This is a genomic window from Rhodanobacter spathiphylli B39 (genome assembly GCF_000264295.1).
GTDB classification, from domain to species: Bacteria; Pseudomonadota; Gammaproteobacteria; order Xanthomonadales; family Rhodanobacteraceae; genus Rhodanobacter; species Rhodanobacter spathiphylli.
The window spans coordinates 487267-510310 of record NZ_AJXT01000004.1 but is presented as its reverse complement, the minus strand read 5'-3'; the positions used below and the strand labels follow the sequence as shown (position 1 = coordinate 510310).

Annotated in this window: 19 protein-coding genes and 1 tRNA gene; 5 read left to right on the top strand and 15 right to left on the bottom strand. The window is 65.5% G+C overall.

The genetic code is table 11. The features are described 5' to 3' along the window. The first annotated feature begins 5 nt into the window (after nt 1-5). The 4 genes from lpdA to pilH all read left to right on the top strand — a co-directional run bounded on the left by lpdA (nt 6) and on the right by pilH (nt 3589). Entirely contained in the window at nt 6-1430 is a 1425-nt protein-coding gene (lpdA, locus tag UU7_RS03085; RefSeq protein WP_007805252.1) for a dihydrolipoyl dehydrogenase, read from the top strand. Between the two features lie 114 nt (nt 1431-1544). After that, nucleotides 1545-2141 (top strand): LOG family protein, encoded by a 597-nt coding sequence (locus UU7_RS03080; protein WP_007805250.1) that lies wholly within the window; start codon nt 1545-1547, stop codon nt 2139-2141. A gap of 14 nt (nt 2142-2155) precedes the next feature. Next, nucleotides 2156-3154, top strand: a complete 999-nt coding sequence (locus tag UU7_RS03075; RefSeq protein ID WP_007805248.1) for an acrylyl-CoA reductase family protein — start codon at nt 2156-2158, stop codon at nt 3152-3154. A 69-nt stretch (nt 3155-3223) separates the two neighbouring features. Beyond that, on the top strand, nt 3224-3589 hold the full coding sequence (gene pilH, locus UU7_RS03070; protein WP_007805246.1) for a twitching motility response regulator PilH: 366 nt from the start codon (nt 3224-3226) through the stop codon (nt 3587-3589). A gap of 72 nt (nt 3590-3661) precedes the next feature. On the opposite strand, the gene UU7_RS03065 is transcribed toward pilH, so the two are convergent. Both UU7_RS03065 and UU7_RS03060 read right to left on the bottom strand, forming a co-directional pair. Continuing rightward, nucleotides 3662-4561 (bottom strand): DnaJ C-terminal domain-containing protein, encoded by a 900-nt coding sequence (locus UU7_RS03065; protein ID WP_007805245.1) that lies wholly within the window; start codon nt 4559-4561, stop codon nt 3662-3664. A 68-nt stretch (nt 4562-4629) separates the two neighbouring features. Further along, a complete protein-coding gene (locus UU7_RS03060) occupies nt 4630-5082 on the bottom strand; it encodes an Hsp20/alpha crystallin family protein (RefSeq protein WP_007805243.1) in 453 nt (150 codons plus the stop codon). Nucleotides 5083-5216: 134 nt separating this feature from the next. Between UU7_RS03060 and UU7_RS03055 the strand changes: the two genes are divergently transcribed. Continuing rightward, nucleotides 5217-5705, top strand: a complete 489-nt coding sequence (locus tag UU7_RS03055) for a peroxiredoxin (protein ID WP_007805241.1) — start codon at nt 5217-5219, stop codon at nt 5703-5705. Between the two features lie 65 nt (nt 5706-5770). Here the strand turns inward: UU7_RS03055 and gyrA are convergent, their stop codons facing one another. The 13 genes from gyrA to nuoN form a co-directional block, all read right to left on the bottom strand. Further along, the gene (gyrA, locus tag UU7_RS03050; protein ID WP_007805239.1) at nt 5771-8383 is read right to left on the bottom strand and encodes a DNA gyrase subunit A; all 2613 of its coding nucleotides are present in this window, start codon (nt 8381-8383) and stop codon (nt 5771-5773) included. A 302-nt stretch (nt 8384-8685) separates the two neighbouring features. Then, nucleotides 8686-9702: an S-methyl-5-thioribose-1-phosphate isomerase gene (mtnA, locus tag UU7_RS03045; protein ID WP_007805238.1), complete on the bottom strand. Its 1017-nt coding sequence runs from the start codon at nt 9700-9702 to the stop codon at nt 8686-8688. 51 nt (nt 9703-9753) lie between these two features. Continuing rightward, the gene (locus tag UU7_RS03040) at nt 9754-10821 is read right to left on the bottom strand and encodes a class III poly(R)-hydroxyalkanoic acid synthase subunit PhaC (RefSeq protein WP_007805236.1); all 1068 of its coding nucleotides are present in this window, start codon (nt 10819-10821) and stop codon (nt 9754-9756) included. Nucleotides 10822-10833: 12 nt separating this feature from the next. Continuing rightward, a complete protein-coding gene (locus UU7_RS03035) occupies nt 10834-11889 on the bottom strand; it encodes a poly(R)-hydroxyalkanoic acid synthase subunit PhaE (RefSeq protein WP_007805234.1) in 1056 nt (351 codons plus the stop codon). Between the two features lie 127 nt (nt 11890-12016). After that, nucleotides 12017-14125: a polyribonucleotide nucleotidyltransferase gene (pnp, locus tag UU7_RS03030; protein WP_007805232.1), complete on the bottom strand. Its 2109-nt coding sequence runs from the start codon at nt 14123-14125 to the stop codon at nt 12017-12019. A gap of 83 nt (nt 14126-14208) precedes the next feature. Beyond that, entirely contained in the window at nt 14209-14478 is a 270-nt protein-coding gene (gene rpsO / locus UU7_RS03025) for a 30S ribosomal protein S15 (RefSeq protein WP_007513234.1), read from the bottom strand. Between the two features lie 167 nt (nt 14479-14645). Further along, nucleotides 14646-15572 carry a tRNA pseudouridine(55) synthase TruB gene (gene truB / locus UU7_RS03020; RefSeq protein ID WP_007805229.1) on the bottom strand — a complete coding sequence of 309 codons (927 nt, stop codon included), beginning with the start codon at nt 15570-15572 and terminating at the stop codon, nt 14646-14648. Between the two features lie 27 nt (nt 15573-15599). Next, the gene (rbfA, locus tag UU7_RS03015) at nt 15600-15983 is read right to left on the bottom strand and encodes a 30S ribosome-binding factor RbfA (protein ID WP_007805227.1); all 384 of its coding nucleotides are present in this window, start codon (nt 15981-15983) and stop codon (nt 15600-15602) included. 147 nt (nt 15984-16130) lie between these two features. Then, complete coding sequence (gene infB, locus UU7_RS03010) at nt 16131-18944, bottom strand: translation initiation factor IF-2 (RefSeq protein WP_007805225.1); 2814 nt, start codon at nt 18942-18944, stop codon at nt 16131-16133. 131 nt (nt 18945-19075) lie between these two features. Then, entirely contained in the window at nt 19076-20581 is a 1506-nt protein-coding gene (nusA, locus tag UU7_RS03005; RefSeq protein WP_007805223.1) for a transcription termination factor NusA, read from the bottom strand. A gap of 118 nt (nt 20582-20699) precedes the next feature. After that, complete coding sequence (locus UU7_RS03000; RefSeq protein ID WP_007805221.1) at nt 20700-21230, bottom strand: ribosome maturation factor RimP; 531 nt, start codon at nt 21228-21230, stop codon at nt 20700-20702. A 197-nt stretch (nt 21231-21427) separates the two neighbouring features. Beyond that, nucleotides 21428-21504 (bottom strand) — tRNA-Met (locus tag UU7_RS02995). A 77-nt stretch (nt 21505-21581) separates the two neighbouring features. Further along, nucleotides 21582-23036, bottom strand: a complete 1455-nt coding sequence (nuoN, locus tag UU7_RS02990) for an NADH-quinone oxidoreductase subunit NuoN (RefSeq protein WP_007805220.1) — start codon at nt 23034-23036, stop codon at nt 21582-21584. Nucleotides 23037-23044: the final 8 nt, after the last annotated feature.

The window sequence follows — 23044 nt, the reverse complement described above, 5'->3', positions numbered from 1 at the left end:
ATAAAATGAGCGAAAAATTCGATGTCATCGTCATCGGCGCCGGCCCGGCCGGTTACCACGCCGCAATCCGCGCCGCGCAGCTGGGCCTGAAGACGGCCTGCATCGATGCCTTTGTCGGCAAGGATGGCAAGCAGGCGCTGGGCGGCACCTGCCTCAACGTGGGCTGCATCCCGTCGAAGGCACTGCTCGATTCCTCCAAGCAGTTCTACAACCTCGCGCACAATCTTCCCGTGCACGGCATCACCGTCGAGAATGCCAAGGTCGACCTCAAGACCTTCATCGGACGCAAGGAAAAGATCGTCAAGCAGTTCACCGGCGGCGTGGCCCAGTTGTTCAAGGCCAACAAGATCACCAGCTACTTCGGCACCGGCAAGCTGCTGAAGGGCAACCAGGTCGAGATCACCGGCAACGACGGCAGCAAGCAGACCATCGCCGCCACCAACGTGATCCTGGCTTCCGGTTCGGTGCCGATCGAGTTGCCGTTCGCGAAATTCGACGGCAAGAACATCATCGACAACGCCGGTGCGCTGGAGCTCGACGCCGTGCCGAAGCGCCTTGGCGTGATCGGCGCCGGCGTGATCGGCCTGGAGCTGGGCAGCGTATGGCGCCGGCTCGGTGCCGAAGTCACCGTGATCGAGGCGCTGCCGGAGTTCCTCTCCGTCGCCGACGCGGACGTCGCCAAGGTCGCGGCGAAAGAATTCGCCAAGCAGGGCCTGGACATCAGGCTCAACGCCAAGCTCGGCAAGGCCGAGGTGAAGAAGGACGGCGTGCACCTGGTCTACACCGACAAGGACGGTGAGCAGCAGCTCGTCGTCGACAAGCTGCTGGTCGCCGTGGGCCGCCGCGCCTATACCGCCGGGCTGCTGGCCGACGACACCGGCGTGAAGCTGGACGAGCGCGGCCGCATCATTGTCGACGAGCATTGCCACACCGGCGTCGACGGCGTGTGGGCCGTGGGTGACGCGGTACGCGGCCCGATGCTCGCGCACAAGGGTTTCGAGGAAGGCATGGCGGTCGCCGAGTGGATCGCCGGCAAGGCCGGGCACGTCAGTTACGACACGATCCCGTGGGTGATCTACACCGAGCCGGAAATCGCCTGGGCCGGCAAGACCGAGAAGCAGCTGAAGGACGAGGGCGTGCCGTACAAGGTCGGCAGTTTCCCGTTCGCCGCCATCGGCCGCGCCGTCGCGATGAACGAGGCGGTGGGCCAGGTGAAGATGATTGCCCACGCCGAGACCGACCGCATCCTGGGCGTGCACATGGTCGGCCCGGGCGTCTCCGAGCTGATCGCCGAGTGCGTGGTGGCGATGGAGTTCAAGGGCTCCTCCGAGGACCTGGCGCGCATCGTCCACGCGCATCCGACCCTGTCCGAAGCCGTGCACGAGGCCGCCCTGTCGGTCGACAAGCGCGCCATCCACAAGGGCAATTGATCGCCCGGCACGACGATAACGCGGCCCGCTCGTGGCGACATGGGCGGGCCGCGTCTTTTGAACTTCCGGAACCTTCAGCGCCGGAATGACGAGAAAGAAGACGAGTCCCTCTACATGTCCCAACCCACCGCCCTCTGCGTCTACTGCGGCTCCAGCTCCGGCAGACATCCCGAATACGCCGAACAGGCCCATGCCTTCGGCACCGAAATGGCGCGGCGCGGCATCGCCCTGGTCTACGGTGGCGGCAACGTCGGCCTGATGGGCGTGGTGGCCGACGCCGTGCTCGCCGGCGGCGGCAAGGTGATCGGGGTGATTCCGCGCCAGCTGGTGGAGCTGGAAGTGGCGCACCCGGGCCTGAGCGAGCTGGTGGTCGTCGAGACCATGCACCAGCGCAAGACGCGCATGTACGAGTTGTCCGATGCCTTCGTCGCCCTGCCCGGCGGCTTCGGCACCATGGACGAGATGTTCGAGATGCTGACCTGGGCCCAGCTCGGCCTGCACCGCTACCCGTGCGCCTTCCTCGACGTGCGCGGCTACTATCGCGACCTGCGCCAGATGATGCAGCACATGGTCGAGGAAAACTTCGTGCGGGCCGAACAGCGTGACGGCATCTGGTTCGGCGACAGCATGGCGGAGCTGTTCGACTGGATGGCCGCTTACCAGGGCAGCTACGTGCCGAAATGGATCGATACGCGCAGCGTCGACGCCTGACCGGGGACCCCGCCATGAACAGCTTCCGCGCTTTCCGCATCCACCACGACGACGCCGGCCATCGCGCCGGCATCGAGAACATGACACCCGACGCGCTGTCGCCGGGTGAAGTCCTGATCAAGGTCGCCTACTCGTCGGTGAACTACAAGGACGCCCTGGCCGGCACCGGCAAGGGACGCATCCTGCGCAGTTATCCGCTGAACGGCGGGATCGACGTGGCCGGTCGGGTGGTAGCCTCCACCGACCCGGCGTTCAGGGAGGGCGACGCCGTGTTGTGCACCGGCAGCGGCCTGTCCGAGACACGCGACGGCGGTTACGGCGAATATGCCCGGCTCGACGCGCGCTGGACGATTCCGCTGCCTGCCGCGCTGAGCCTGCGCGAAAGCATGATCATCGGCACCGCCGGCTTCACCGCGGCGCTCGCGCTGTTGCGCATGCAGGACAACCGGCAGACGCCGGCTCTGGGCCCGATCGCGGTGACCGGCGCCAGCGGCGGCGTGGGCCAGCTGGCGATCGATATCTTCAGCCGTGCCGGCTATGAAGTGCACGCGATCAGCGGCAAGGCGGAACACTTCGATGCGCTGCGCGCGCTCGGTGCCCGCGAATGCGTCGATCGCCACCAGCTCGCCTTCAGCGGCAAGCCGATGGACTCCGCCCGCTTCGGCGGCGCACTGGACAACGTCGGCGGCGCGATGCTGGGCGGCCTGCTGCCCCTGATCAGCCCGTACGGCAACGTGGCGATCTGCGGCAATGCCGGCGGCATCGCCTTCGACAGCACCGTCATGCCGTTCATCATCCGCGGCGCCAGCCTGCTCGGAATCGCCTCGGCGGGTACCGCCCGCGACCTGCGCGACAGCGTCTGGCAGCATCTGGCCAGCGACTGGAAACCGCGGCACCTGGAACGCATCGTCACCCTCGAAGCAGGATTGGATGAGCTGCCGGGCGTGTTTGCGCGTATGCTCGCAGGCGAATCCTTCGGACGTACCCTGGTGCGCATCGACAGCACGGTTTGAAGAAACTGCGCTTGGAAGTACCATCACCACGGCTTAGAATCAACGAAACTCGCAGGGGATTATTTTTCTATGGCACGCATCCTGATCGTCGACGACTCCCCTTCACAGCTGCTTGGCATCAAGCGCATCGTCGAAAAACTCGGGCATGAAACCCTTTCCGCCGAAGACGGTGCCGCCGGCGTGGAAGTGGCCAAGGCCGAGAAGCCCGACCTGATCCTGATGGACGTGGTCATGCCCAACCTCAACGGTTTCCAGGCGACCCGCACGATCAGCAAGAACGCCGACACGGCCCATATTCCGATCATCCTGGTCACCACAAAGGATCAGGAAACCGACAAGGTCTGGGGCATGCGCCAGGGTGCCAAGGCCTACGTGACCAAGCCGATCCGCGAGGAAGAGCTGATCAAGGCCCTGGAAGAATTCCTGCCGGGCTGAGCAATCACCGAAAGCAACAACAGGAAACGGCGCCTCAGGGCGCCGTTTCCTTGTCTGCCAACCCGGTAGCCGCTACCGCGGATTGAAGTCGCCGAAGGCTGCCTGCAGCGCATCGTAGGCGGCACGCTGCTCCTCGGTGTCCGCTGGGGGCGTGCGGATGGACAGCTCCACCAGCTGGTCGCCGGGATGGGAGCCGGGCATGCCGCGGCCCTTCAGCCGCAGCTTGCGCCCCGATTGCGAACCCGCCGGGATGCGCAGGTCGACCGTTCCGGCCAGGGTCGGCACCGGCACGGCAGCGCCCAATGCGGCCTCCCACGGCGTGATCGGCAGCACATGCACCACGTTGCGGCCGTCCAGACGGAAACGGGCGTCGTCACGGATGCCCACCTCCAGCAACAGGTCGCCGTTCGGTCCACCGGCCATGCCGGGCTGGCCCTGGCCGGACAGGCGGATCACCTGGCCGGGCTGGATGCCCGCCGGGATCTTCACTTCCAGCACGCGCTCGCCGCCGGCCGGATCGTGCATCGCCAGCCGCGTGCGGCCACCGTCGAACGCCGTCTGCAGGTCGATCTGCACCGAGGCCTGTACGTCCTGGCCGCGACGCGGGCGCGGCTGGCCGCGATGGCCACCACCTGCGGCACCGCCGCGCCCGAACAGGCTCTCGAAGAAGTCGCTGAAGTCACTGTCGTCGCCGCCACCAAAGCCGTGTTGGCCCTGCCAGCCGGGCGGTGGCCTGAACTGCTCGCCCTGCCGGTAACCACCGGCGCGCAACTGATCGTAGGAACGCCGCTTTTCGGCATCCTTGAGCACCTCGTTGGCCTCGTTGACCGCCTTGAATTTCTCCTCGGCGCCGGCCTCCTTGTTCTTGTCCGGGTGGTACTTGCGCGCGAGCTTGCGATACGCCGACTTGATCTCGGCCTCGCTGGCATCGGGCTTCACACCCAGGATCTCGTAATAGTCTTTGAATTCCACTCACCGCTCCCCGACTCACGCGAAACCCGCGGCGCGTCGACCACGCCGCGGGGTCAGCCACCCGATCCTCAGTGGTTCACGTTGATGGTAATGCGCCGCGGCGTCGCCTGCGCCTTCTTCGGTATCACGATCTCCAGCACGCCGAACTTGCCCGTCGCCGTGACACCCTCGGCATCGGCACTGTCCGGCAGGGCGAAGCGGCGATGGAAGGCTCCGCGCGCCCGTTCGACCCGGGTGAACTTGCCGTCCTTTTCCGCGGCAACGACATCACGCTCGCCCTTGATGGTGAGGATGCCCTTGTCCATGCTCACCTCGATCTGCGCCGGGTCCACGCCGGGGATGTCGGCCAGGATCACGAAGCGCTGCTCGTCCTCGCGAATGTCGACGCGCGGCGCCCACTGGCTGGTGACCACGTTGGAGGCGTCGCCGTCTTCCGGTTGCAGGAAGCGGTCGAAGGCCTGACGGATCTCTTCGGGCAGGCCGGTGCCCGCGTTCCAGATGCCATGACGACCCAGATTCATTGTTTGTCTCCTTGCACGAGTTGCGGTCAATTACCGCCTGAGACAGAAAATAGGTGCGGCCGCGGACGATTCAAGGCGACAGCCTGCCGCGGCGCGATTAGCATGAGATGCCCCCTTCCCGACCCGAGACCCGCATGAGCATTCAGCCCGGCGACACGATTCCCGACACAGCCGTCCAGTGCATCGACGGTGACATCCAGCCGGCCCAGACCGCGGCCCTGTTCGCCGGACGCAAGGTGCTGCTGTTCGGCGTGCCGGGCGCGTTCACCCCGACCTGCTCGAACCGGCACCTGCCCGGCTACTCGGCGCATTTCGCCGAGTTCCGGCAGCGGGGCATCGACGTGATGTGCCTGGCGGTGAACGACGGCTACGTGATGCAGGCCTGGGCCGCCTCGCAACAGGTTCCGGCCGGCTTGCTGATGCTGGCCGACGGCAACGCCAGTTTCACCCGTGCCCTGGGGCTGGAGCTGGATGGCAGCGCTTTCGGCATGGGCCTGCGCACGCGCCGCTTTGCGCTGTATGCGGAGGATGGCGTGGCGCGCCTGGTGCAGGTGGAGGCACCCGGTGAACTGCGTGTTTCCAGCGCCGAGGCGATGCTGGTGGCGGTCGACAGCCTCGGCTGAATCCGCCACGGACTCAAAAAAAACCCCGGCGATGCCGGGGTTTCTCGTGTCGCCAGGAGGGTGGCCTACTCTTCGCCGGCCGCCGGCTCGGTTGCCGCCTCGTCGCCACCACCGGGCACGTCGGCGCCGACGGCTTCGGCATCCTCGCCGTTGTCCTCTTCCGCATCCAGCCGCATCACGCTGACCAGGGTTTCGTCGGCCGGCAGCTTGATCAGGGTGACGCCCTGGGTATTGCGACCGAGCTGCGAAACTTCCGCCACACGGGTACGCACCAGCGTGCCCTGGTCGGAGATCAGCATCAGTTCGTGCGCCTCGGTGACCTGCACCGCGCCCACCAGCGCACCGTTGCGCTCGGAACACTGGATGCCGATCACGCCCTGGGTGCCACGGCCCTTCTTGGTGAACTCGGCCAGTTCGGTGCGCTTGCCGTAGCCGCGCGCGGTAGCGGTGAGGATGTCGCCCTCGGCCGCCACGATCAGCGACACCACCTCGGCGCCGCCGACCAGCTTCATGCCGCGCACGCCGGAGGCGGTGCGGCCCATCGAGCGCACGGTGTTCTCGTCGAAACGATTGACCTTGCCGTTGGAGGCGAACAGCAGGATGTCGCTGTTGCCGTCGGTCAGTTCCACGTTGACCAGGGCGTCGTCGTCATGCAGCTTGATCGCCAACTTGCCCTTCTGCAGCTGGAAGGCGAACTCGGACAGCGGGGTCTTCTTTACCGTGCCGTGCCGGGTGGCGAAGAACACGAAACGGTCTTCCGCATACTCGCGGATCGGCAGCACTGCCTGCACCTTCTCGCCCTCGCCCAGCGGCAGCAGGTTGATGATCGGCTTGCCGCGGGCACCCGGGCCCGACTCGGGAATCTGGTAGACCTTCTGCCAGTAGACCCGACCGGTGCTGGTGAAGGCCAGCAAGGTGTCGTGGGTGTTGACCACCCACAGCTGCTCGACGAAATCCTCGTCCTTCAGCGCGGAGGCCGAACGCCCCTTGCCGCCGCGTTTCTGCGCGCGGTAGGTGCTGGCCGGCTGGCGCTTGATGTAGCCGGTATGCGACAGCGTGACCACGACGTCTTCCGGCGCGATCAGGTCGAGCACGTTGAGATCTTCCTGCGAATGCTGGATCTCGGTGCGACGGGCATCGCCGAACTCGGCCTTGATCGCCTCGAGTTCCTCGCGGATCACTTCGAGCAGGCGATCGGGGTTTTCCAGGATCTCGATCAGGGCGCGGATCGCCTCGAGGATCTGGCGGTATTCGTCGGAGAGCTTTTCCTGCTCCAGCCCGGTCAGGCGATGCAGGCGCATCGCCAGGATTTCCTGGGCCTGGATCTCGGACAGCTGGTAACCGTCGGCCTTCAGGCCTTCGCGCGGGTCCATGTCCTCCGGTCGCGACGCATCGGCGCCGGCGGCGGAGAGCAAGGCGCCGACCATGCCCGGCTGCCACTTGCGTGCCAGCATGCGCTCGCGCGCCTCGGCCGGCGACGACGAGGTCTTGATCAGTTCGATCATCTCGTCGATGTTGGCCAGCGCCACGGTGAGGCCTTCGAGGATGTGCGCGCGGGCGCGTGCCTTGCGCAGCTCGAAAATGGTGCGGCGGGTGACCACTTCGCGACGGTGGCGGATGAACGCCTCGAGGATGTCCTTGAGGTTCAGCAGTTTCGGCTGGCCGTCCAGCAGGGCCACCATGTTGATGCCGAAGGTGACCTGCAGCTGGGTCTGCTGGAACAGGTTGTTCAGCACCACGTCGCCCATCGCGTCCTTGCGGATCTCGATGACGACGCGCATGCCGTCCTTGTCGGACTCGTCGCGCAGCTCGCTGATGCCTTCGAGCTTCTTTTCCTTGACCAGCTCGGCGATCTTCTCGATCAGCCGCGCCTTGTTCACCTGGTAGGGCAGCTCGTGGATGATGATCGTCTCGCGGCCGTTGGCCTCGGTCTCGATCTCCGCCCTGGCCCGCACCAGGATGCGGCCGCGGCCGGTGCGGTAGGCCTCGATGATGCCTGACGAGCCGTTGATGATGCCGCTGGTCGGAAAGTCCGGACCCGGCACGTAATGCATCAGCTGGTCGATCGACAGCGCGGGCTCATCGATCAGCGCGATCGTCGCGGCAATGACTTCGTTGAGGTTGTGCGGCGGGATGTTGGTGGCCATGCCCACCGCGATGCCGGCCGAACCATTCACCAGCAGGGTTGGCACGCGCGACGGCAGCACCAGCGGCTCGTGCTCGCTCTCGTCGTAGTTCGGCCCGAAGTCGACGGTGTCCTTGTCGATGTCGGCCAGCAGCTCGTGGGTGAGCCGCGACATGCGCACTTCGGTGTATCGCATCGCCGCGGCGTTGTCGCCGTCGACCGAGCCGAAGTTACCCTGGCCGTCGACCAGCATGTAGCGCAGCGAGAACGGTTGCGCCATGCGCACGATCGCGTCGTAGACCGACTGGTCGCCGTGCGGATGGTATTTACCGATCACGTCACCGACCACGCGCGCCGATTTCTTGTACGGCTTGTTCCACACGTTGCCCAGCTCGCTCATCGCGAACAGCACGCGGCGATGCACGGGTTTCAGACCATCGCGCACATCGGGAAGAGCGCGCCCCACGATCACGCTCATGGCGTAATCGAGGTAGCTCTGGCGCATCTCGTCTTCGATGTTGACGCGAATGATTTCTTTGGCGAGTTCTGCCATGAATCGGCTTCCTTGATGACAAAAAAAGGACGCTGGTGCCGCGCCTCCGGCGCATGCGCAAGCGACCCGAAATCAACCCGTCGATTTTAGCACAAGCGGCCTCAAAACGACAGGATTTAGTCTTTCAAAATCAATAACTTGCAGCCAGGCTTCATGATTTGTGCCAAGCGCTCTTCCGACTGCTTACATATTGATCAGCAGCAAGGCCGCTGAAGCCGCTGCGACAGGTGCGCGCAAGCGGCCACGCGGGTCCTGCAGAAGGTGACCAGGGGCCTCCCGGAAAGTACCCAGCCAGGCACTTTTCAGCCGAACATCGCCTGCATGGCGAGGCTGTTCGGCCGCTCGATCACGCCGCGCTCGGTGACGATCGCATCGATGAGTTCGGCGGGCGCCACATCGAATACCGGGTTCCACGCCTGTGCGCCCTCGACCACCGTGCGGCTGCCGGCCGTGCTCAGCAACTCGGCCGCATCACGCAGCTCGATCTCGATTTCCTCGCCCGTACCCGTGGCCATGTCGACCGTGGAGGACGGAGCCACCACCATGAACTTCACGCCGTGGTACTTCGCGGCGATGGCCAGCTGGTAGGTGCCGATCTTGTTCGCGGTGTCGCCGTTGGCGGCGATCCGGTCGGCGCCCACGATCACCCATTGCACCGCACCGGATTTCATCAGGTGGGCGGCGGCGGAATCGGCGATCAGCTGGGCCGGGATGCCGTCGCGCACCAGTTCCCACATCGTCAGTCGCGCACCCTGCTGCCATGGTCGTGTTTCACCGGCGTATACCCGAGCGATGCGTCCAGCCGCCACGCCGGCACGAATCACGCCCAGCGCCGTGCCGTAGCCGGCGGTGGCCAGCGAACCGGTATTGCAGTGGGTCAGCACCCCCGATCCGGGGGCGATCAGTGCCGCACCCAGCTCACCCATTTTCCGATTGGCGGCCAGATCCTCGTCCTGGATCGCCTGGGCCTCGCGCAGCAATGCATCGCCATCGGCACCCGCAACGATGCGCCGCTTCATGCGGTCCAGCGCCCACATCAGGTTCACCGCCGTGGGGCGCGCCGCGCGCAAGTCCGCCAGCACCGGCTCCAGCGTCACACCCTGCTGTGCCGCCATCGCCACGCCCCACGCCGCGGCGATGCCGATCGCCGGCGCGCCGCGCACGGCGAGGTCGCGAATCGCCGTAGTCACCTGCGCCGCGTTGCGACATTCGATCCAGCGCTCTTCGCCCGGCAGCAGTCGCTGGTCGAGCAGGCACAGGTGGTCGCCACGCCACTGCACGGCGCGGATGGAATCATGGGTGGGGTCGAATGCGGTCATCCATCCATTATCGCCTGCCGCGCGACGATTTCGCACGGCAGGCGGCCGGGATCAGCGGCGCTGGTGCAGCCACTGGTGGATCGCCGGCGGGACCTCGCGCTGGGCACGGCCGGAGACGTAAATGCCGATGTGGCCGCCCCTGAACGCGACCTGGGTGTAGTCGGTGGTGCCCACGTGCTTGCCCAGAGCACGCGACGCATCCGGCGGCACCAGGTGATCCTGCTCGGCGAAGATGTTCAGCACCGGCTGGGTGATCATGCCCAGGTCCACGCTCCGGCCGCCGATTTCCAGCGTGCCCTTGACCAGCTTGTTGCCCTGGTAGAAATCCTTGATGAACTGGCGAAACGCCTCGCCGGCCTGGTCGGGCGAATCGAAGATCCAGCGCTCCATGCGCAGGAAGTTTTCCAGCTCGACGGGATCGTCGAGGATGTCGACCATGCCGATGTATTTCTGCTGGTTCAGCCGCACCGGTTTCAGGGTGAGGTAGACGTAGTTCATCAGTCCCGCGGGAATGTTGCCCATGGTGTCGACGAACAGATCCACGTCCATGCTGCGGCACCAGCTGGACAGCATGTTGTCCGGCGTGTGGAAGTCCACCGGCGTGACCATGGTGATCAGGTTCTTCACCTTGTCCGGGTGCAGCGCGGTGTAGCACAGCGAGAACGCGCCGCCCTGGCAAATGCCGAGCAGGTTGATCGCGTCCAGATCGTGGCGCGCGCGCACGGCATCGACGCAGCGATCGAGGTAGCCGTTGATGTAGTCGTCCAGGGTCAGCCAGCGGTCGGCGCCGTCGGGATAGCCCCAGTCGATCAGGTAGACGTCCTCGCCCTGCTCCAGCAGGTTGCGCACCATCGAGCGGTCAGCCTGCAGGTCGGTCATCCACACCGTGTTGACCAGCGCGTAGACGATCAGCAACGGCGTCTTCGAGGTGGCCTTGCCGTGGCCGGTGAAGTGCCAGACCTTGAGCTTGTCTTCGCTGTAGACCAGCTCGCGGGGTGTGTTCGCGTACTCGGGTTCGCGCATGTTGCGCAGGTTGGCCATGCCGGCGGCCAGCTTGCGCTGGAAGGCCGACATGTCGGCCAGGGCCTTCGTCGGATCGATGTGCAACGGGCTCTGCATGACGACGCTCCCTTACTTGCGCTTGCGCGCGCTGGCCGAGGATGTGGGGACAGGCTTGCGCGTGCTCTTTGCGGCCGGCTTCTTCGTTGCCGCAGACTTCTTCGCGGCGGACGACGGTTTCGCGGCAGCCTTCGCCTGCGCGGGCTTCGCGGCCGGGCGATCGCCCAGCTGACGCTTCAACGCAGCCACCTCGCGACGCAAGGCGACGAGTTCGTCGGCATGACCGCCGGAAGCACCTGCCTGGCTGGCGCGGAACTCGCGGCGCAAGGCCTGCAATCGCTGGCCCAGGCTCGACACCTCGCTGCGAGTCGGCACGCCGAGCTGCTGGCACATCTGCTCGGTCTGTCGTTGCTGCAGCTGGCGCACGCGCATCTGCGTGTTGACCATCTCGCCATAGGCTTCGCGGAATTCCGCGGAAAGTGCGATGTCGGCGTAGGCCTCCTCGGAAGCGTCCACCCACAGGTCGTACAGGCCCTTCAGCGAATCAACCTGGCGTCCTGGCGCGGCGTGCGCGGACAACTTTTCCTGCAGGCGCTGCATGCCTTGCGTGTTGGCCTTCTGGATCAGCTCCTGGTATCTGGCGGAAGCCTGCAGGGACGCCAGCAGGGCCATGCCCAGTTCCTGCTGCTGCATCTGCTGTTCGCGATTGAGGCCGAATGCCGGCGTCGGACCATGCGCACCCGGCATGTCGCCCAGGCCCATGCGCTGGGCCGCCTGCGACCAGGACTGCCACTGCCGCGCAAAACTCTCCGCCCCCGCACTGTCGATGCCACCGAAGGCCTGCGCAAAGGGCGGGTTGCCGGTACCGAACATCTGTTGCAACTGCTGCTGCCAGTCACTGGACGGCCGATGGGTCACGCCTCCGCTGGCGGCGTTCTGCATCCAGTCGAAATAGCCCTTCAGGCCGGACAGGGTGCGTTCCAGCGTATCGGTGCCCGTCGCCTGCGACGGTGGGGGCGCAAACGGGTTGGCCGCGGTTGGCTGCTGGAATTGCCGTGTCCAGGCATCCCATGACTGCTGCGCCAGCGCCTGATAGTCCTTCATGAAATCACTCGCCGGATCAGCCATCGTTGCGTCCTCGTCTGCGGTTCCCGCCATCCTAGCAAAAGGTCATGACAGCGGATCACCGCCCGCAACGAAGAAGGCCCGGCATGAGCCGGGCCTTCTTCATGTTGCTGCAGATGAAGCGAAAAACTCAGACGCTTGCCGCGTGCTCGTCTTCCGTCACGGCCTTCATCGACAGGCGGATGCGGCCCTGCTTGTCGACTTCCAGCACCTTGACCTTGACGATGTCGCCTTCCTTCAGCTTGTCGGAGACCTTCTCGACGCGCTCGTCGGAGATCTGCGACACGTGGACCAGACCATCCTTGCCCGGCATGATCGTCACGAACGCACCGAAGTCCATCAGCTTGGCGACCTTGCCCTCGTAGATGCGGCCCGGCTCGACGTCGGAGGTGATCTGCTCGATGCGCTTCTTCGCCGCTTCACCCGCCTCGCGATTGACCGAGCCGATGATGATGGTGCCGTCGTCGCTGATGTCGATCGTGGTGCCGGTCTCTTCGGTGATCGAGCGGATCGTGGCGCCGCCCTTGCCGATCACTTCGCGGATCTTGTCCGGGTGGATCTTGATGGTGATCAGGCGCGGGGCAAACTCGCTCATCTCGGTGCGGGCGGTGGTCAGCGCCTTGCCCATTTCGCCGAGGATGTGCAGGCGACCCTGCTTGGCCTGGGCCAGCGCCACCTTCATGATCTCTTCGGTGATGCCGTCGATCTTGATGTCCATCTGCAGCGCGGAGATGCCTTCGGCACTGCCGGCCACCTTGAAGTCCATGTCGCCGAGGTGATCCTCGTCGCCCAGGATGTCGGACAGCACGACGAAGTCGTTGCCTTCCTTGACCAGGCCCATGGCGATACCGGCGACCGGCGCCTTCAGCGGCACGCCGGCATCCATCATCGCCAGCGAGGAACCGCACACCGAGGCCATCGACGAGGAACCGTTGGACTCGGTGATTTCCGAGACCACGCGCACCACGTACGGGAATTCCTCGATGCTCGGCTTGACCGCCTGCACGCCACGCTTGGCGAGGCGGCCATGACCGATCTCGCGACGCTTCGGCGCGCCGAAACGACCCGCTTCACCCACCGAGAACGGAGGGAAGTTGTAGTGGAACAGGAACGGGTCCTTCGACTCGCCGCCGGGGGCGTCGATGATCTGCGCGTCACGCGTGGTGCCCAGCGTGATGACGACCAGCGCCTGGGTCTCGCCGCGGGTGAACAGCGCCGAACCATGGGTGCGGGGCAGCACGCCGACACGGGCGGTGATCGCGCGTACGTCGTCCAGCTGGCGTCCGTCGATGCGCACCTTGGTCTTCAGCACGCTGTCGCGCATGGTGTGGTATTCGAGTTCCTCGAATTCCTTGGCCATCGCGGCGGTGGACCAGCCGTTCTCTTCGGCCTGCGCCTTGAGGCCGGCCAGCACGTCGGACTTGATCGCGGAGATCGCGTCGCGACGCTCCAGCTTGTCGCGCACCTGGAACGCGGCAGTCAGCTGGTCGCCGACGGCGCCCTTGACGGCGGCCACCAGCGACTCGTTGCGGGCCGGAGCCTTCCAGTCCCACGACCGCTTGCCGGCCTCGGTGGCCAGTTCGGCGATCGCGCGGATCGCGGTCTGCATCTGCTGGTGGCCGAACATCACCGCGCCGAGCATCACGTCCTCGGACAGCAGCTGCGCTTCGGATTCCACCATCAGCACGGCGCCGGCGGTACCGGCGACGACCAGATCCAGCTCGGACGTCTTCAGTTCGGTCTGCGACGGGTTCAGCAGGTACTTGCCGTTGGCGTAACCGACGCGGGCAGCGCCGATCGGGCCCTTGAACGGGATGCCGGCCAGGCTCAGCGCGGCAGAGGCGCCGAGCAGGGCCACGATGTCACCGTCGACTTCCGGGTTCAGCGAGACGACCTGGGCGATGACCTGCACTTCGTTCTTGAAGTCTTCCGGGAACAGCGGACGCACCGGGCGATCGATCAGGCGCGAGGTCAGCGTCTCCTTCTCGGTCGGACGGCCTTCGCGCTTGAAGAAGCCGCCGGGGATGCGGCCGGCGGAATAGAACTTCTCGACGTAGTCGACGGTGAGCGGGAAGAAATCCTGGCCTTCCTTCTGCTTGGTCGCGGCGACAGCGGTGACCAGCACCACGGTGCCGCCCATGCTGGCCATGACCGCACCGGACGCCTGGCGGGCAATTTCGCCCGTCTCCAGTGTGACTTCGTGATTACCGTACTGGAATGACTTGGTTACTTTTGCCACGTGCTTAATTCCTGATCTGATTGAGAAGTGCGCCCACGAATGGGCGCCTCTTGATCTTTGCGTTCACGGATGAACGCACGAAATTACCGGCGAAGGCCGAGGCGTTCGATCAGGGTCTGATAGCGCGCAAGGTCGCGATCCTTCAGATAGCTGAGCAGGCGCTTGCGCTGATTGACCAGCTTCAGCAGGCCACGGCGGGAGTGGTGATCCTGCTTGTGTTCCTTGAAGTGGCCGGTGAGGTGGTCGATGCGGGCGGACAACAGCGCCACCTGGACTTCGGTCGAACCGGTGTCGTTCGGCACGCGGCCGAAATCAGCGATGATCTTGCCGGTCTGTTCTGCGGTAAGGGACATGGAGTACGTTTCCTTGATAAGGCGATGCGAAGCTTGCGCTTGCATCATCGGCGATGACGCAAGCGCAAGCTTCGCCTAGTTGAGTGAAAGCGTTGAAATAACTTGTCTATTCTACTGATGGGAGTGCTGTTACAACAAGTGCGCAAGGCGTTTTGCGGGCAAATCGGTCAGTCCGGCGGCAGGTTGAAGCCGCGAATGACTCGGGCACGTCCTTCCGCATCGCTCTCCAGCAGCGCCAGCAGCGCACCGTCGCTGGCGTAGGCCGCGCAGCGACCGGCTTCCGGCAACCCCGGCAGGCTGATCTGCTGACCACGTGAAATCGCCATGCTCTGCGCTTCGTCCAGGTGCAGGACCGGCAGATCCGACAGGCCCGCCGATACCGGCAACAGCCATGCCAGCAGTGCGTCGTCACCCTGCTCCGCGGCCTGCTCGAGCTGCGCCAGGGTCACCATCTGCGGCTCGCGGAACGGCTCGACCCAGATCCGCCGCAATGCGGTCAGGTGGGCGCCGCAGCCGAGGTCCTCGCCAAGGTCGACCGCCAGCGAGCGGACATAGGTGCCCGAACCGCATTCCACCAGCAGTCGCAGGGTTTCCCCGTCGCGCTCGAGCAGTTCCAGGCGGTGCACGTCCACTTCGCGCGCGGGCACGTCGACCACCTCGCCCCGGCGCGCCTTGGCGTAAAGGCGCTCGCCGTCGTGCTTCAGCGCCGAATACATCGGCGGCACCTGCAGGATGTGGCCGCGAAGCCTGGCCAGCGCCGTCTCGATCGCCGCCGCGTCGAGCGGCGGCACCGGCAACCGGCGAACGATCTCGCCTTCGCTGTCAGCCGTATCGGTGCTGATGCCCAGCCGGCATTCGGCCAGATACGCCTTGCGCGCGCCGAGCAGGCTGCCGGCCAGCTTGGTGGCCTCGCCGAAACACAGCGGCAACAGCCCGGTGGCCAGCGGATCAAGCGCGCCGGTGTGGCCGCCCTTGGACGCACGCAGCAGGCGACGCACGGCCTGCAGCGCCTGGTTGGAACTCAGGCCCAGCGGCTTGTCGAGCAGGACGATGCCGTGCAGGTCACGGAACTGGATGCGGGACTGGCGACTCATGGATTCAGCGACGATCCTTGCAACCGCTCAGTCCTCGGCGTCGCCGTCCGGCGGCGCGATGGTGCGGGCCTGCTCGCGCAGCAGCGACTCGATCCGCTCGCCCTTGTCGACCGAATCGTCGTACTTGAACTTCAGTTCCGGCACCCGGCGCATGCGCATGCCGCTGTGTGCCAGCGAATGACGAATCTCATGGCTGATGGCATTGAGCGCCTTCACCGCGGGGAGCCCTTGCTCGGGCAGCATCGCGGTGACCCACACGGTGGCCCAGTCCAGGTCGCGGGTGATCTCCACGTCCGACACGCTGACCGACGGCAAGCCGTGATCGCGCACCGCCGCGTGCACCAGCAAGCCCAGCTCGCGCCGCAATTCGGCGCCGATGCGGTCAGTACGTTTGAAGTCGCGGGAAGGCATAGAAAACTCCGAAGGACGATATACCTTCTCCCCTTGGAAGAAGGTGCCCCGCGAGGGGCGGATGAGGGTTCACGACCCTGTATGAAACTTCACGCAGGTCGTGGACCCTCACCCCAACCCCTCTCCCAAGGGGAGAGGGGTTCAAGGTCAAAGCGTGCGTGCGACCTCGGTGCGCTCGAAGCACTCGATCTGGTCGCCCGGCTTGACGTCGTTGTACTGCTTGACGGCGATGCCGCACTCCATGCCGTTGCGCACTTCGTCGACGAGGTCCTTGAAGCGGCGCAGCGATTCCAGCTCGCCCTCGAAGATCACCACGTTGTCACGCAGCACGCGGATCGGCTTGCTGCGCTTGACCGTGCCTTCGGTGACCATGCAGCCGGCCACCGCACCGAACTTGGAGCTGCGGAACACGTCGCGAACCTCGGCGATGCCGATGATGTCCTCGCGCACTTCCATGCCGAGCAGGCCGGTGGCCGCCTGGGTCACCTGGTCGATCACGTCGTAGATGATCGAGAAGTAGCGCACGTCCAGGCCGCCAGTCTCGATCACCTTGCGTGCCGACGCGTCGGCACGCACGTTGAAGCCGATGATCAGTGCCTTGGACGCCGCCGCCAGGGTGGCGTCGGACTCGGTGATGCCGCCGACGCCGGAGGCCACCACGTTGACCCGCACCCGATCGTTGCCGATCTGGGTCAGCGACTCGCGCAAGGCTTCGACCGAGCCCTGCACGTCGCCCTTGACCAGGATGTTGAGCGTCTGCTGCTCCACGCCCTGGCCCATCTTGGCGATGATGTCCTCGAGCCGGTTGCTCTTGCTGACCATGCGCGTCTCGCGGCGCTTCTGCTGACGCTCCTCGGCGACCTCGCGGGCCAGACGCTCGTCCTCGACGGCGACGAAGTCGTCACCGGTCTCCGGCACGCCGGACAGACCCAGCACCTGCACCGGAATCGATGGACCGGCTTCGGTCACCTGCTTGCCGGTTTCATCGATCAGTGCGCGCATGCGGCCGTATTCGACGCCGCAGACCACGAAATCGCCCTTGCGCAGCGTGCCCTGCTGCACCAGCACGGTGGCCACAGGGCCACGACCGCGGTCCAGGCTGGACTCGATCACCACGCCGGAAGCGCGGCCATCGGCAACGGCCTTCAACTCCATCACTTCGGCCTGCACCGAGATCGCATCGAGCAGATCCTCGACGCCGGCACCGGTCTTGGCCGACACCGGGATGAACTGGACGTCGCCGCCCCAGTCTTCCGGCACCACTTCGTACTGCACCAGGCCCTGCTTGACGTTGTCGGGATTGGCGCCGTCCTTGTCCATCTTGTTGACCGCGACGATCAGCGGCACCTTGGCGGCGCGCGCATGCTTCACCGCTTCCACGGTCTGCGGCATCACGCCGTCATCGGCCGCCACCACCAGGATCACGATGTCGGTCGACTGCGCGCCACGGGCGCGCATCGAGGTGAACGCCGCATGGCCGGGGGTGTCCAGGAAGGTGATCACGCCCTTCGACGTTTCCACGTGATACGCACCGATGTGCTGGGTGATGCCGCCGGCTTCGCCGGAGGCCACCTTGGTGCGGCGGATGTAGTCGAGCAGCGAGGTCTTGCCGTGATCGACGTGACCCATGATCGTGACCACCGGCGGACGCGTGATCTTCTCGCCTTCCAGTTCGACGTTCTGGGTGTGCGCCGCCAGCGTTTCCTCGGCGTTGTTCTGGTTGTCGGCGACCGGCGTGTGGCCGAGCTCCTCGACCACCAGCACGGCGGTGTCGTGGTCGACGGTCTGGTTGATGGTCGCCATCACGCCCATCTTGAACAGCGCCTTGACCACCTCGGAACCCTTGACCGCCATCTTCTGGGCCAGGTCGGCGACGACGTTGCTGTCACTGATGACCACTTCGCGCACCACCGGTGCGGTGGGACGCGAGAACCCGTGCGGGCCACTCGGCGCGCTGCTGCGCGACATCTCGCGCCCGCCGCTGCGACCAGGCTTGCCGCGCTTGCCGCTGGAGGAGGAACGGCGGGCACGGTCGGCTTCACTCAGATGCATCTGGCCACCGGCAAAACGCTTGCCTGCCTCGCGGTCTTCCTTGTTGCCCGGCAGTTCGGCGCGCTCGCGCGAATGCTTGGGCTTGCCGCGGGCGGCATCGGTGCCCGCCGTCGCCGGCGTTGCTGCCGTCGCGGCACGGGCGGGCGTTGCCGCGACAGCGGTCGGCGCGGCAGGCGCCGCGGCGGGCTTGACCAGCTTTTCGCGTTTGCGCGGCTCGTGGATGCGCGGCAGGATCATGCCCAGCTCGCGCTGATCGATGCGCTGCACGGTCGACGCATCGTCGGCCGCAGCCACCGCGGGCGGCGCCTCGGGGGCGACTTCCGGCTCGGCTGCCGCCTCGACCTTCCCGGATGTGACAGGCTCGACCTCGGGAGCAGCGGCTTCCACCTCGCGCTGCTCCTGTTCGGCCTTGCGCTGCTGGTCGTCCAAGGCGCGCTGCTGGGCTTCCGCCTGGCGACGCTGTTCGGCCTCGACGCGCTCGCGCTCTTCCTGCTCGCGCTGCTGCTGCGATTCCTGCAGCTTGCGCACGGCATCCTCGCGCTCGGGCTCGGCGCTGGCTTCCTCGGCGATCACGCTGCGCTTGACGTAGGTGCGCTTGGCGCGCACTTCGACGTTGACCGTCTTGGCCGTGGCGGCGGCGCCGCGCCCGCCGGGCGTGGCGACCTTGAGTTCGCCTACCGTACGTCGCTTGAGGGTGATCTGGCGCGGAGCGCTGTCGTCGACCTCGGCCACCGCCTCGCTCTTGCCATGCGTGCGGCGCAGGAAGCCAAGCAGCTTCACCTTCTCGGTGCTGCTGATGACCTGCTCCTGGTCGGAGAATTTCATGCCCGCCTCGCCAAGCTGCGTCAGCAGCTTGTCGACCGGCATGCCCAGTACCTGGGCGAGTTGTTTGATCGTGACGTCCGACATCGTGTTCTTTGCTCCGCCGTTCCCGCGCTTATCGTCTGTGCGGCATTGTCGCCACCGCCACCTCCATCCGTGGTGAAAGGCTTGCGAGAAGCCTTTCGCGGCACACCCATCCGGGGTGTTGCCGTCCGCGGTTAGCCGCCTTTCTCCAGTCGCGCAATCATGGGCGCCCGGGCAGCCATGATCAGCGCTGCCGCGCGATCCTCGTCCATGCCTTCGATATCGATCAGGTCATCCACCGCCAGGTCGGCCAGGTCGTCGACCGTGGCCACTTCACGCGCGGCCAGCGCATAAGCGGTGGCCTCGTCCATGCCGTCGAGCGCCAGCAGCTCGTCGGAAGGCTGATGCTCTTCCACGCCCTCCTCCACCGCCAGTGCCTCGGTCAGCAGCGCATCGCGGGCGCGGGCGCGCAGTTCCTCGACGATGTCCTCGTCGAAGCCCTCGACCGCCAGCAGCTCGGCGCTGGGCACGTAGGCGATTTCCTCGATGCTGGAAAAACCTTCCTGCACCAGGATGACCGCGATTTCCTGGTCGACTTCGAGCTTGTCCATGAACAGGGTGCGTGCAGCCTCCTGCTCGGATTCGCTCTTGGCGGTGACCTGGTCCTGGGTCATCACGTTGAGCTGCCAGCCGGTCAGCTTGCTGGCCAGGCGCACGTTCTGGCCGCCACGGCCGATGGCCTGGGACAGCTTGTCCTCGGCCACCGCGATGTCCATCGAGTGCTTTTCCTCGTCCATGATGATGGACTGCACTTCGGCCGGCGCCATCGCGTTGATGACGAACTGCGCCTGGTTCTCGTGCCACAGGATGATGTCGACGCGCTCGCCGTTGAGGTCGTTCGACACCGCCTGCACGCGCGAACCGCGCATGCCGATGCAGGCGCCGATCGGATCGGTGCGGCTGTCGTGGGCCAGCACGGCGATCTTGGCGCGGTCACCCGGGTCGCGGGCGCAGCCCTTGATCTCGACCAGGCCCTGGCCGACTTCCGGCACTTCCAGCTTGAACAGCTCGATCATGAATTCCGGTGCCGCGCGCGACACGAACAGCTGCGGGCCGCGGGCTTCGGACTTCACTTCGTAGAGGTAGCCGCGCACGCGATCGCCGACGCGGGCCGATTCGCGGGGTATCGTCTTGTCGCGCGGGATGAACGCCTCGGCATTGCTGCCCAGGTCGAGGTAGATGTTGCCGCGCTCGACGCGCTTGACGATGCCGGTGACCAGCTCGCCGACGCGATCGGCGAAGGCATCGACCACTTGCTGGCGCTCGGCTTCGCGCACGCGCTGCACGATCACCTGCTTGGCCGCCTGCGCCGCGATGCGGCCGAATTCGGCATTCTCGACCTGCTGCTCGATGTATTCACCCACCTGGGCATCGGCGCGCTCGTCCAGCGCGTCCATCAGGCGCAGCTGGTAGGACGGCGATTCCATCTCGCCATCGTCGGCAATCACTTCCCAGCGACGAAAGGTCTCGTACTCGCCGGTGTCGTGATTGATCGACACCCGAACATCAGGCTCCTCGTCGGGATAGCGCTTCTTCGCGGCCGAGGCCAGCGCGGCCTCCATCGCCTCGAAAATCACTTCTTCCGGCACGCCTTTTTCATTGGCGACCGCGTCGACGACCAGCAAAAGTTCTTTGCTCATTGCAGCTGCTCCATAGATGCCGACGGCACCCGAAGGTTAACTTTTGCGTTCATCCCTGAACGCCAGGATCAAAAAGCGGCCATCCATGACCGCACTCTCAATTTGTTTCCGACTGGCCTCAACCGGCCGGCTTCTTGCCGCCGCGCTTGGGCTGCGGCGCGTAACCCAGCGCCACCCAGTCCGGCACCACGCGCGCACTTTCCACCAGCGCGTGATCGAATTCGAATGTCTTGCCTTCGGCTTCCAGCACGATGTGCTCGCCTTCCACCGAAACCAGCTTGCCGCGCAAGCGGCGACGCCCTTCCAGCGGCGCCTTCAGCAGCAACTTCACTTCCTGTCCGTCGACCCGCGCAAACTGTTCGGCGGTGAACAGCGGACGATCCAGACCCGGCGAGGACACTTCCAGCACGTAGTGGCCCGGAATCGGATCTTCCACGTCGAGCATGGCGGACAATTCACGGCTGGCGGATTCGCAATCCTCGATACCCACCTCGCGGCGTTCGCCATCGCCGGTCGTCTTGTCCAGCAGGTCCAGGTAGACGCGAAGGGTACTCTGCCCATGCGACGGATTGAACTCCACGCCAAGGCATTCCAGGCCCAAATCGGCCAGTACCCCGGTGAAGCGTTGTGCCAGTGCCTGTGTATCCATGATCGTCTTCCCGACTCGCTCCGTCAGAACGGCAGAAACAAAAAATGGGCTCCAACGGCCCATTTCCTTATCACGCCGATGTTCCTCCTCGTGCAGCTCTTTCCGGTGCGCTTGGCGGCAGAAGCCGCCAGGCACGACGCATCCGTGCGCCCAACAAAAAAGCCTCACGAGGAGGCTTTCTTGCATCAAGAAAGATCTGGTAGCGGGGGCAGGATTCGAACCTGCGACCTTCGGGTTATGAGCCCGACGAGCTGCCAGACTGCTCCACCCCGCATCAGAGTCCGAAGAGTTTACCGGGGTGGCCGGTTTCTTGCAAGCCTCAATCGTTCATCAATGGTATCCGTCGACGATTCAAAGACCGAACGCGCGACGGCACCATCCCAGCAGCGGGCCCCAGTACAGGCCCAGCGCCAGCAGCGACAGCGCATTGATCGACAGCACCACGCGCAGCGGCTTGTCCGCCTGTGCCTGCAACTGACTGCCTTCGGCCGGCTTGTCGAAGTACATCACCTTGACCACGTGCAGGTAGTAGTAGAGGCCGATGATCGCGAACACGACGCCGACGATCGCCAGCCACAGCATGTCCGCGTGGATCGCCGCTTCCAGCACCAGCACCTTGGCCCAGAAGCCGAACAGCGGCGGCACGCCGGCCAGCGAGAACATCGCCAGCAGCATCAGGAAGGCCATCCACGGCGACTTCTGGTTGAGGCCCTTCAGGTCGGCGATTTCCTCGCACTCGAACCCTGCCCGGCTCATCGCCAGCATCACGCCGAATGCGGCCACGCCCATCAGCGCATAGCAGATCGCGTAGAACATCGCCGCCGCATAGCCTTCCGGGCCGGCAGCCGCCAGGCCGAGCAGCAGGTAGCCCATGTGCGAGATGGTCGAGTACGCCAGCATGCGCTTGAGGTTGGTCTGCACGATGGCGACCAGGTTGCCGATCGCCAGCGACAGCACCGCCAGCACCGCCAGCATCAGCTGCCAGTGCTGCGACAGGTCGCCCATGCCGCCATCGAGCAGGCGCCAGGCCATGCCGAATGCGGCCAGCTTCGAACCCGAGGCGATGAAGGTGGTGACCGGCGTGGGAGCGCCCTGGTAGACGTCCGGAATCCACATGTGGAACGGCGCCGCACCCAGCTTGAAGCCGATGCCGACGATCATGAAGATCAGGCCGAACAGCAGCAGCGTCGGCGCCGTGGTGTAGCTCATCACGTTATGCAGCTGCGCCAGGTCCAGCGTCGGCGTACCGCCCATGCCGGAAGCGCCGTAGACCATCGACATGCCGTACAGCAGCATGCCCGAGGCCAGTGCACCCAGCACGAAATACTTGATCGCCGCTTCCGGTGGCAGCTTCGCGTCGCGGTTCAGCGCCACCAGCGCGTAGGACGACAACGACAGCAGCTCCAGTCCCAGGTAGATCGTGACCAGGTTGCCGGCCGAGACCAGCAGCATGATGCCGATCACCGCGAACAGCATCAGCGTGTAGAACTCGCCACCCAGCAGCTTGCGATCGATCAGGTACGGACGGGCGTAGACGAAAACCAGCGCCGTGGTGGCCAGCGCGAACACCTTGAGGGTCTCGGCCACGCCGTCGCGCAGGAACATGCCGCCGAAGGCGCTCCTCGCCTCCGTGGGCTGACCGGCGATCACCAGGTAGATCGCAACCAGCACCACGGCGATCGACAACCAGTGCAGCAGCGGGCGCTGCGCGGGCTTCATGAAGGCGTCCAGCAGCAACAGCAGGCACGCCGCTGCGACCAGGTAGAACTCCGGCAGCAGGATCAGGATGTCATTCAGTGTTGGCATGTTCGGTC